Consider the following 11697-nt stretch of genomic DNA (forward strand, 5'->3'; position numbering starts at 1 on the left):
GATATTTTGTAACGGATTAGGTGAAGATGATCATGAAGCTAATCATTGCGGAGAAACCAGATCAAGGTTCAACGCTAGCAGCTCAATTTAAAACGAAGAAACAGCAAGGCTATATAGAAATCATGCCGAATGAACTTTTTCCCGATGGAGCTTATGTAACTTGGGCCGTCGGGCATTTATGTCAACTCGTTTCCCCTGAAACCTATCATTCAAAATGGAAGAAATGGTCGATGGAAACGTTGCCGATGATTCCGGAGAAATTTCAATATGAAGTGACCCGGCAAAAGGCAAAGCAATTCAATGTTGTGAAGACATTGCTTAGGAAACCGGATGTCGATGAAATTATTCATGCAGGTGATGCGGGGCGTGAAGGAGAATTGATTGTACGCAATATCGTCAATCTATGCAATGTCAATAAGCCGATGAAACGTTTATGGATTTCCTCTTTGACCCCAAAAGCGATTTATGAGGGATTCCAAAATCTGAAGAGCGAGGAAAAAACCAGGCCGCTCTATTATGAAGCGTATACGAGAGCTTGTGCGGACTGGGTTGTGGGAATGAACGCGTCGAGAGCGTATAGTATTTTATTGAAACAAAGGGGCGTTTCGGATGTGTTTTCAGCTGGAAGGGTCCAGACACCGACTCTCGCTTTGATTGTGAAGCGGGAAATGGAAATTGAGCAATTCAAGTCTGAACCGTTCTGGGAAGTGTTCGCTGACTTCAAGATGGATGGAAAGAAATATCAGGGAAAATGGCAGCAGAACAATGATCCGAGAATAAAGACAAAAGAAATGGCTGAAAAAATTGCCGCCTTTTGCAAGGGTAAGGAAGCAGAAATTGCAGAGATGGACACAGAAAGAAAAGAATTTCAGCCACCTTTGCTATTTAATCTATCGTCATTGCAGGCTACAGTAAACAAGATATATAAATATTCACCGAAACAGACGCTTGATATTGTACAAAGTTTATATCAAAAAGGGATCGTTTCTTATCCACGTTCAGATTCCAATTATGTTACGGAGGGGGAAGCCGAAACATTTCCCGATATATTGCAAAAACTAAGTGGATTTTCAGAATATGAATCACTGTTTCCTTTGCCACAACCGAACATCATGAATAATAAACGGTTTGTAAATGAAAAGAAAGTGACTGATCACTATGCAATTATCCCGACGGAGCAGGTAACCGACCCAAAGCGGCTTTCCGCTGAAGAACGGAATATATATGACTTGGTGGTTCGCCGGTTGATTGCGGCTCATTATGAGAAAGCTATTTTCGATTACACCACCATTAAAACGCTTGTCGATAAGCGTGCCGAATTCATTTCTAAAGGCAAGCAGCAGATCCAAGAGGGATGGCGCAAAGTGATTTTCCAAAATGACAAGGATGATGATGATATCATTTTACCGTCCGTATCAAAAGGGGATTCTGGAAAGGTCGCCAATATAAAGGTGAAAGAAGGAAAAACCCAGCCTCCTAAGCGCTATACAGAAGGTCAGCTGATCACTTTGATGAAAACTGCCGGAAAGCATCTGGATAATGAGGAGTTAGAAAAGGTGCTGATGAAAACTGAGGGCCTCGGAACGGAAGCGACTCGAGCTGGCATCATTACCATGCTGAAAGATCGTAAATACATTGATGTCAAAAAAAACCAGGTGTTTGCGACAGATAAAGGGAAAGTGCTGATTACTGCCATCGGGGAGAAAATCCTGGCTTCACCTGAAATGACGGCCAAATGGGAACAGCGTTTAAGGGAAATTGGTGAAGGGAAGGCTTCAGCCGGCGGCTTTATGGAAGCTGTTAAGAAGATGTCAGCAAAAATAATCAGTGATGCCGTGGAATCATCGGAAAGCTGGGATTTTCAAGGGCTGGACACCGAGTCGATTCAACGGAGCGGTCCTAAAAAGAGAAGCTCAGCATCTGTGGGCAGCTGTAAGCTATGCGGTTCTAAGATTGTCGATAAAGGGGAATTCTATGGATGTGTAAGTTATCAAAAAACCAAGTGTAACTTTACTATCTCCAAAAAAATCCTAAATAAGAAAATCAGTCAAGCAAATATAAAAAAGCTGTTGGCGAGCGGTGAAACGGATTTGATAAGTGGTTTTAAAAAAGGAGAAAAGACTTTTGATGCCATATTATCCTGGTCCGACTCTGAAAAAAAGATCAGTTTTACATTCCCGACAGAACAAAACGTCAACCAAACTTGAGAAGAAACATCATTTAAAGGCGCCCTGAGACGATATCTTCTTGTTTCGGGGCCGTTAATATAGTAAAATTTTTAGATATGCGTTTGAATGGGAGGATTCCGAATGCCTACACCGAGCATGGAGGATTACATAGAACAAATTTATTTACTTATTGAAGAAAAAGGATATGCAAGAGTTTCCGATATAGCCGAAAATCTTTCCGTCCACCCATCTTCTGTTACAAAAATGGTTCAAAAACTGGATCAGGAAAAATATTTGATATATGAAAAGTACCGGGGTCTCGTTTTAACTGCAAATGGGAAAAAAGTTGGTAAAAGGCTCGTATACCGCCATGAACTTTTAGAACAGATGCTAAGGTTGATAGGGGTAAAGGAAGAAAATATTTATCATGATGTTGAGGGGATTGAACACCACCTTAGTTGGAATGCCATCGATAGGATTGGAGACCTGGTTGAATTCTTTGAGGAATCTCCTGACCGTGTCGAGGATTTACGAAAGATACAAAAAAGAAATGAAGAAAATTCAAAATAAGCTGCCGCTGGCAGTTTTTTTTATTTGACCTGGTCGTTCTTCATTTTACACATACGGTTACAAGTGAGGGAAAGTGCAAAAGTATTTTGAAAAAAGGATTTTTAAAGTGAAAGCAGAATAGCTATAATGTAGCCCCAGTATTTGATTCGGGAAAACTGTTTGTTTTGGTGAACGGGGCCGGGATTGTAATTGCCATGAATATTTCAGGTACTTAGATAATTAGGGGTTAAATGAGAGGGGGAATGTCTGATGAATTTACATACTTGGCATAAAGAGTCGGAAAAGGAATGGGATATTTTTGCACCTATGTGGGTGAAGAATTCGCAAGAAATGTGGGAAACGGGGAGCCGGAAAAACATTATTCCTTTCTTTTCTGAATATGTACCTTCGGGAGTGAAGGTGGCTGACATAGGCTGTGGAGATGGAGTTGGATCTTTAAAATTGGCCGAAGCGGGATTTGAAGTAACTGGAGTTGATTTATCCAATGTGATGATTGAATTTGCAAAGGGTAAAACCTCTCAACAACCTGAACTTTCTTTCCTTCAAGGAGATTTTTATAATCTTCCATTCAAGGACGAAGAAATGGATGCCGCAATGGTCATTAATTCTCTGGAATATACGGGTGAACCATTAACGGTGTTGAAGGAAATCCAACGGGTAATAAAGCCTGGGGGTTATGTCTGTTTTGGAATACTTGGTCCGACAGCTGAACCACGAAAAAACTTTAGTTTTCAACGGTTGTTAGGAGATAAAGTCATCATGAATACAATGCAGCCTTGGGAATTTGAAAGAATGGCAACAGAAACGGGATGGAAGGCGGTGGCTGATACAGGCGTTGCGAAGAGAGGGGTGGACTATACAAAACTGGGACATTTTTCAAAGGAATTAAAGCAAGCTGTATCGTTCATGTGGCTGTTCCTCCTTCAAAAAGAGGTGGATATGTGATGGAGAAGTATCAAATCGATCAATTCGTTGAAAAGACGAAACAGCAGGATAAAGGACAAGGCTTATTTGAACTTGAAACGGAACGAATTCTGGAAATTAATCTGGAACAGCAGATATGGGCAAAAATGGGGACGATGGTTTCTTATCGCGGCCATATTAAATTCGAGCGGGAAGGCATCTTGGAGCATGGTCTTGGTAAACTTTTCAAAAAAGCCTTGACGGGTGAAGGTGCATCCTTGATGAAAGCGACCGGAAGCGGCAAGCTATACATCGCTGATCAAGGGAAGAAGATTTCCATTTTACAGTTAAATGGTGAATCGATCTGTGTTAACGGTAATGATTTACTTGCCTTTGAGCCGGGTATTCAATGGGATATAAAAATGATGCGGCGCGTTGCTGGGTTATTGGCGGGGGGATTATTCAATGTAAGGCTCGAGGGGAGGGGAATGGTCGCATTCACCTCCCATTATGAGCCACTTACTTTAATGGTGGAACCAGGGAATCCAGTCTATACGGACCCAAATGCAACAGTTGCATGGTCAGGGGAATTGCAGCCTGAATTCGTAACGGATGTTTCATTAAAGTCGTTTTTTGGAAGGGGAAGCGGCGAATCCGTTCAAATGAAATTCGAAGGTAAAGGTTTTGTTGTCGTCCAACCTTTTGAAGAAGTATATTTCGGTAATAAGGAATCATGGAACAAACAGCCTGAGTCAGAAACTCAGGTTGTTTTCCATGATATTCGAAAGTGACTGTCCAAAAAAACTATTTAGTTAAATGGAAAGCTTCTTTTTTCTTACCCTTTCAATCCCACTCATATGGGGTTGATTGGTAGACATAATAATTCAGCCAATTCGAGAACATCAGGCTGCAATGGCTCTTCCAGCGGTGAAGGGGTACCTTGGTGGGATCGTTATCAGGAAAGTAATTTTCAGGGAGTTGCGTATTGATCCCACGCTCCCTATCGCGTTTGTATTCTTCACCGAGGGTATCGGCATCATACTCGAAATGGCCGGTAACCATAATTCTTTTTCCATCAACAGAAGCAGCCATCAATACCCCAGCTTGATCGGACTGTGCCAGAACCTTCAATTCTGGATGGTTAACTAATTTTTGATAGTCAATATCCGTATGGCGCGAATGAGGGGCCATAAAATAATCATCGAATCCGCGGACTAGATTTTCATTTGGTTCAAGTACCTCATGAGTATATATGCCGAAGCATTTCTCTGGCAGTTCGTGTTTGCCTATTCCGTAATGATGGTACAGGGCTGCTTGGGCTCCCCAACAGATATGTAGGGTGGATGTAACATTTTCGGTTGACCAATTCATGATATTCTGCAGTTCTTCCCAATAATTAACGTCTGAAAATTTCAGTTTTTCGACTGGGGCGCCTGTAATGATCAAGCCGTCATATTTCTTTGTGCGAATATCAGTAAATGATTTATAAAATTGGTCTAAATGAAATTTACTCGTGTTTTTTGATTCATGTGTGCTTAGGCGCAGGAATGATATGTTTACTTGAATGGGAGTATTGCCAAGAAAGCGCAGTAACTGAGCCTCTGTTTTCTCTTTTTCTGGCATAAGGTTTAAAATTAATATATTCAATGGACGGATTTCCTGATTGGTAGCTCTTTCCTCATCCATAACGAAAATATTTTCCTGTTCTAAAATTTCCCTAGCTGGCAGTTGTTCCGGAATTCTGATTGGCATGATTAGCCTCCTTCTCCAAAAATCATAATATTTTTATTATATAGAAAATTATTGAATAGAAAAGCAATTTTAATAATTTCTTGTAAATCTCGAAGGAAATGGCTCGGGAATGGTAAAATGGGAAGATCATGAATACATAAACTTATGAAGTTGGAGAGGTGTATGGAGATTGTTTGATCCTACAGCATTTGAGAACATGAAAGTGGTACTGGAAGGAGCTGTCTATGATCGTGACTTCATTGGAGACATATTGGTCATAAACCGTGATGATATGGTGAATCTGTCAACCATGTCCAGATCATATAAGATCGAGATGGAATTGAAAGAACCCATGGCGCCCATTTCGATTAGCGGTGCCATCGAGATACACGCTTCACTCCAGAATCTAAGTGCAGAGTTACTCGATTCCACCATTGATGATACGCATTCCGGTTGCACGGTCGATATTTTCATTTCTTTTCCCCAAAAGCTTAATGAAGTGAATGCTGAACAATTCTTGAACGACCTGGGAAAAATTTGGGGAGATCAGAGAATCATTACAGTGACGACCAGCGAAACGGTCAGTAAAAAGGTGCAACCCGTTCATTCATCTTTATTTAAAGTTTCATTTGGCAGGCTTGTAAAAGAGGAGCAAATGGATGATTTGGAAGACATGGTAGAGTATTTGATACAATCCATAAAAGCGGTGAAGATTCAGGGATGATCGGAAAAGGATAAAAGTTGGTAAACGTACCTTTCAATACGGTAAAATGACATCATCATACTAAAGGGAGCGATCATACATGTCCATTTACGAATTTGAAGTTAATAAAATCAATGGCGAAACCATCTCGCTTGAAGAATATAGAGGGAAAGTGATGATTATAGTGAATACGGCAAGCAAATGCGGTTTTTCACCACAGTATGATGATTTGCAAAGCCTGTATGTACAGTATAAAGAGGATGGTTTAGCCGTGCTTGGTTTTCCGTGTAATCAGTTTTTGAAACAGGAGCCTGGTGATGACCTGGAAATCGATTCTTACTGTAAATTGAATCATGGTGTAACATTCCCGATGTTTGCAAAAGTGAATGTCAATGGAAAGGAAGCCCACCCCTTATTCAGTTATCTGACTGAAAATGCTCCTGGAGTGATGGGGTCCAAATCGATAAAATGGAATTTCACAAAGTTCTTGATTGATCGTGATGGAAATATCGTCAGTCGGTATGCACCTAAAACAAAACCTCTGGAAATGGAAGAGGATTTAAAAAAATATTTATGAAGAATGATATCGAGTCCAACGGATGCTGCAGTTTCTGTTGGGCTCGTTTTTTTTAGGTAAGATATTTATTGCATGGATCCATTTTTAAAAGGGGACAGATGGTTGGGATGTTGAATATAATAGAAGACACACAAATGAGGGGGGAAACCATGGAACGAATTGCATGGGTAACGGATAGTACGGGAACTTTAGACGAAGAATTAGCATTGAATGAGCATGTTTACGTCGTTCCGATGGTCGTCATCATCGATGGGAAGGAATATGAAGATGGCGTCGATCTATCACCTGAGGAATTATACCGAAGAATGAGTGAGGATAAGATGAATGCGACTACATCACAGCCCTCGGTCGGCAGATTCCAAGAGTTATATAAGGAGCTTGAAAAACGCTATGATCGAATCATAGCCGTACACCTTTCAAGTGAATTGAGCGGGACCGTTTCCGCGAGCAGGCAAGCTGCACAAATGGTTACGATCCCCGTTGACGTGTTTGATACTTTACTTATTTCCTTTCCGATGCTATTAATCTTGAAACGGCTCATGCATTATATTGATAATGGCGATTCCATCAATGAGGCTTTCGCCAAAACGAGAATATATGCGGAGAATCATGAAACGTATGTATTAATAGGTTCTTTAGATCAGCTGCATCGCAGCGGCAGGTTAACAAACGCACAGTTTATTCTAGGAAGCCTATTGAGCTTTAAACCCATCATATCAATCGAAAATGGTGTGCTTCATACCAAATCTAAACCTCGGAACCTTAAAAAAGCGGAAAAACAGATCTTCACTGATTTTCGCAGGTCAGTCGAAGCAGGAAAAGTAAAAGAATGCACCATATTATATGGTGCTGTTTCGGAGCAGGCACATAGATGGAAACAGATGATTTCCGAAGAATTTCCTCATGTGTTGACCCATGTATCTCCGCTCGGCAGTGCAATAGGGGTGCATACTGGCGAACAGACGATTGGACTCAGTTGGTTCAATGAAGATTAAAGCACAACATTATTGAGAACCATGGTAAAATAGAAAGGACATGGAGTGGTGAAATGAAACAAACGATGATAGATTTAACGGAGAAGTATGTATATGACCAATTGAATTCTGATGCCAGCGGCCATGATTGGTTCCATATCGATCGGGTTCGTAAGCTGGCTTTACATATTGCAAAAGAAGAAGGAAAAGGGAATGAGTTCATCATTGAATTGGCGGCCCTGCTTCATGATATCCCTGATGATAAACTAAACCAGGAAGCTGATGAGGGATGGGGAAAGCTGGATCGTTGGTTTCAGGAACTGAAGTTGGATATTGATAGTGTGGATGCCATTAAACAAATCATCAACACAATTTCATATAGTTCCGGGCAGTTGAAGCTTCCTTCCATCGAGGCTGAAATTGTTCAGGACGCGGACCGCTTGGATGCAATTGGTGCCATTGGGATAGCCAGGACATTTGCATTTGGAGGAAAAAAGGGACAACTTATGTTTGATCCTTCACTGCCCATTAGGGAAAACATGACAAAGAAGGAATACAGGACGGGTAAAAGCTCTTCCGTTCATCACTTTTATGAAAAATTATTACGTTTGCAAGATATGCTCAATACTTGCACAGCCAAGAGGATTGCAAGTGAAAGGCATGAATATATGGTTAGATTTTTAGAGGAATTTAAAAAGGAATGGGATGTACGATTATGAAAGTTTTTAGCATGGAACATGTAATGAAAACCCAAGGGGAAAAACTTCTATTTAAAGATGTGTCTTTTTCCATTACCGAAGGGGAAAAAATCGGGATCGTTGGCATAAACGGCACCGGTAAATCAACTTTATTGAATATCATTGCAGGATTGGAAGACAGTGATTTAGGAACGAAGGATCATCCGAATGATTACACGATTTCCTATCTATCCCAAGATCCGCATTTTGATGAGAAATTGACGATCATGGAATATATGTACGAAAGCTCAACTCCTGTATTTTCATTGATCAAGGAGTATGAAAAGACGCTCGTCCAACTCCAGGTAGATCCACAGAATAGCGCTATACAGGACCGTTTGTTAAAACAGCAACAGGATATGGACACGCTTGGCGCCTGGGATACAAGTGCCAATGCCAGAACGATACTGACCAAGCTGGGCCTTCCCGATCACTCAAGGAAATTGGGGGAACTGTCAGGTGGCCAAAAAAAACGTGCGGCCCTGGCAAAAACCTTGATTGAGACCCCTGATTTACTGATTTTGGATGAGCCTACGAACCATCTCGATTTCGAAAGCATTACTTGGCTTGAAGAATATTTGGGGAAATATCAAAAGTCCGTCTTATTCGTAACCCATGATCGATATTTCCTTGATCGGGTTTCCAATAAAATTTGGGAAATCGCCCAAACGCAGCTTTTCGAATACAAAGGGAACTATGCTGACTATTTAGAATCAAAGGCCATTCGTGAAGAGAACGAATCGACCGAAAGAACGAAAAAAGAAAGTCTATTCAAAAAAGAACTGGCCTGGATCCGAAAAGGTGCAAAGGCCCGGACAACGAAACAAAAGGCCAGGATCCAACGCTTCGAAACATTGGAATCCGGTGTAAAGGATAAGCAGAAAACCGAGAACCTGGAAATGGAATTAAGCGGTGCCCGTCTTGGGAAAAAGGTACTGGAGATGCAGGATGTCACTAAATCTTTCGGGGATCAAACCATCATCAACCATTTTTCCTTCCTCTTCAAACCAGGTGATCGAATTGGGATCGTCGGTAATAATGGCAGTGGTAAGTCAACCTTGTTAAATATCCTTGCGGGACGGGAATCTATAGATAAAGGAAACCTGGAAATAGGGCAAACCGTGAAAATAGGCTACTATACGCAAGAAAGTGTCGATATGGATGAGAATTTGCGCATGATAGAGTATATTCGCGAAACGGCGGATTCAATCGCCCTTAAAGATGGTAGTTTCATATCGGCTGCGCAGATGCTTGAAAGGTTCCTGTTTCCAATGGGATCGCATGGGACGCCAATTCGCAAGCTGTCCGGAGGGGAGAAAAGGCGTTTGTATCTCCTTAACATATTGATGTCGGCACCTAATGTCCTGCTTTTGGATGAACCGACGAATGATTTGGACACGCAAACCTTGACCGTTCTGGAGGATTATTTAGAAACGTTTTCAGGTGTAGTCATTACTGTATCACATGATAGGTATTTCTTGGATAAAACGTGCCATCAGCTCCTTGTCTTCAAGAATAAAGGTGAAATTGATTTCTATTACGGTAATTACTCGGAGTTCTTGGAAGAAAAGACGGAAGAGGCCGTACCAGTGAAAACACCAGAACCTCAGATTAACCGCACGGAAAAGAAAAAGAAAAAACTAACCTATGCGGAAAGTAAGGAATGGGAAGAGATTGAAGGGAACATGGAACGGGTCGAACTGCGTCTGAAAGACATCACGTCAGAAATGTCAGCAGCGGGAAGCGATTTTGAAAAAGTCCGCCTGCTGCTTGAAGAAGAAAAGGAACTAACGGATAAATTAGAGCATTTTTTGGAAAGATGGACGTATTTAGCGGAAAAGTTGGAAGAGGAATGAGCGGGGGACTGGTCCAAGGGAGCAAACTTGGACCGGTCTTTTTTTAGCCAATCTCAATTGCATGAGAATCTGTTGCCGTTGTGATAATATCTAGTACATGGAAACGTCTTGTAAAAGGAGAGAAATGGATTGAAAATTAAATCAATAGAACCTACACCAAGTCCGAATACAATGAAAATCAATTTAACTGAAGAGTTATTAGCAGGTAAAAGTAATAACTATAAGAAGGATCAAGCTGAACAGGCACCGCAGCTGATTAAAGATTTATTTAAGATTGATGGGGTGAAAGGGGTATATCATGTTGCGGATTTCTTAGCGGTTGAGCGCAATGCGAAATATGATTGGAAAGATATCTTGGTCCAAATCCGTCAGGTCTTCGGGGAAAAAACCGAAGAACAAAGTCAACAAACGGTTTTAAATGAACATTACGGTGAAGTAGCCGTTGCCATTCAACAATTCAAAGGCATTCCGATGCAAATTAAAGCAAGTGATAGCCAACACGAGAAACGTTTTGCCTTACCGGAATATTTCATAAAGGGCATTGCCGCTGCCCAAAAAGAAGATGATAATGTAGTCCTGCTTCGAAAATGGAAGGATTATGGCGTAAGATATGGTGATATGGAAGATATCGTGAAGGAAGTATCGGATGAGCTGATTGCAGCATATCCGGAAGAACGAATTAATCGGCTAGTAGCTGCTGCTAAAGAAATGGTTGATACAAAAGAAACATTCTTGAAACGGCCAAAAATTAAACTGACTGCAGAAATGCTGAATGACGAAAGTTGGGAAAAGCGATATCAGGCTTTAGAACAAATGGAAGATCCAACTGTGGATGATATTCCAGTATTGGACATGGCACTCTCCGACAGTAAAGTCTCCATTCGAAGGCTCGCGGTTGTATACTTGGGTATGATCGAAGATAGAAAAGTGCTTCCGAGCTTGTACAAAGCTTTGAAAGATAAAAGTGCAGCCGTAAGACGTACGGCTGGTGACTGTTTATCCGATCTAGGGTTTGAAGAAGCGATGGGGGAAATGTCACATTCACTTTCGGATAAAAATAAGTTGGTAAGGTGGAGGGCGGCGATGTTTTTATACGAAGCGGGAAATGAAACGACCCTCCCTTATCTAAAGCAAGCGGAACAGGACCCTGAATTCGAAGTGGCTCTTCAGGTCAAGATGGCCATTGACCGCATAGAAAATGGGGAAGAAGCGAAAGGTTCGGTTTGGAAGCAAATGACAGAATCAAGGCAAACGAATGACAAGTGATTTGGAATAACCCAGGCAAAAGGCATGCAGATGATTTAATCCGCATGCCTTTTTATTTTTGAGTTCCCCTCAGGTCGAATCCCAAAACATTTAAAATGGCCAATTTTTCGATATATAGAAGTTTTTTAAGATATAAATCAGTTCTCTATTATTTTAGTAAAATGATTTTTGTAGATATTTAGTGTTGAATGGTTGCATTTGAATGTAAATAT

General features: G+C 41.1%; 11 protein-coding genes. 10 read left to right on the plus strand and 1 reads right to left on the minus strand.

Annotated elements, in window-relative coordinates; translation table 11 throughout:
- The first annotated feature begins 32 nt into the window (after positions 1-32).
- The 4 genes from QUF94_RS11755 (at position 33) to QUF94_RS11770 (ending at position 4432) form a co-directional block, all read left to right on the plus strand.
- A complete protein-coding gene (locus tag QUF94_RS11755) occupies positions 33-2207 on the plus strand; it encodes a DNA topoisomerase III (RefSeq protein ID WP_289316010.1) in 2175 nt (724 codons plus the stop codon).
- 102 nt (positions 2208-2309) lie between these two features.
- Positions 2310-2738 (plus strand): transcriptional regulator MntR, encoded by a 429-nt coding sequence (mntR, locus tag QUF94_RS11760; protein ID WP_063234342.1) that lies wholly within the window; start codon positions 2310-2312, stop codon positions 2736-2738.
- A gap of 249 nt (positions 2739-2987) precedes the next feature.
- Positions 2988-3683 carry a class I SAM-dependent methyltransferase gene (locus tag QUF94_RS11765; RefSeq protein ID WP_289316011.1) on the plus strand — a complete coding sequence of 232 codons (696 nt, stop codon included), beginning with the start codon at positions 2988-2990 and terminating at the stop codon, positions 3681-3683.
- Positions 3683-4432 carry an AIM24 family protein gene (locus tag QUF94_RS11770; RefSeq protein ID WP_289316012.1) on the plus strand — a complete coding sequence of 250 codons (750 nt, stop codon included), beginning with the start codon at positions 3683-3685 and terminating at the stop codon, positions 4430-4432. The genes QUF94_RS11765 and QUF94_RS11770 overlap by 1 nt, the downstream gene beginning before the upstream one ends.
- A 52-nt stretch (positions 4433-4484) precedes the next feature.
- On the opposite strand, the gene metA is transcribed toward QUF94_RS11770, so the two are convergent.
- Positions 4485-5393 (minus strand): homoserine O-acetyltransferase MetA, encoded by a 909-nt coding sequence (metA, locus tag QUF94_RS11775; RefSeq protein WP_289316013.1) that lies wholly within the window; start codon positions 5391-5393, stop codon positions 4485-4487.
- Between the two features lie 169 nt (positions 5394-5562).
- Between metA and QUF94_RS11780 the strand changes: the two genes are divergently transcribed.
- From QUF94_RS11780 to QUF94_RS11805, 6 genes are all read left to right on the plus strand, one after another.
- Positions 5563-6096 (plus strand): hypothetical protein, encoded by a 534-nt coding sequence (locus QUF94_RS11780; protein WP_289316014.1) that lies wholly within the window; start codon positions 5563-5565, stop codon positions 6094-6096.
- Positions 6097-6175: 79 nt separating this feature from the next.
- Entirely contained in the window at positions 6176-6652 is a 477-nt protein-coding gene (locus QUF94_RS11785) for a glutathione peroxidase (RefSeq protein ID WP_289316015.1), read from the plus strand.
- A 149-nt stretch (positions 6653-6801) separates the two neighbouring features.
- Positions 6802-7647: a DegV family protein gene (locus QUF94_RS11790; RefSeq protein WP_289316016.1), complete on the plus strand. Its 846-nt coding sequence runs from the start codon at positions 6802-6804 to the stop codon at positions 7645-7647.
- 53 nt (positions 7648-7700) lie between these two features.
- Positions 7701-8345, plus strand: a complete 645-nt coding sequence (locus tag QUF94_RS11795) for an HD domain-containing protein (protein ID WP_289316017.1) — start codon at positions 7701-7703, stop codon at positions 8343-8345.
- Positions 8342-10219, plus strand: a complete 1878-nt coding sequence (locus tag QUF94_RS11800; RefSeq protein WP_289316018.1) for an ABC-F family ATP-binding cassette domain-containing protein — start codon at positions 8342-8344, stop codon at positions 10217-10219. The genes QUF94_RS11795 and QUF94_RS11800 overlap by 4 nt, the downstream gene beginning before the upstream one ends.
- 129 nt (positions 10220-10348) lie before the next feature.
- Complete coding sequence (locus QUF94_RS11805; protein WP_289316019.1) at positions 10349-11485, plus strand: conserved virulence factor C family protein; 1137 nt, start codon at positions 10349-10351, stop codon at positions 11483-11485.
- Positions 11486-11697: the final 212 nt, after the last annotated feature.

This window comes from Peribacillus sp. NJ4 (assembly GCF_030348345.1).
Classification (GTDB): Bacteria; Bacillota; Bacilli; order Bacillales; family DSM-1321; genus Peribacillus.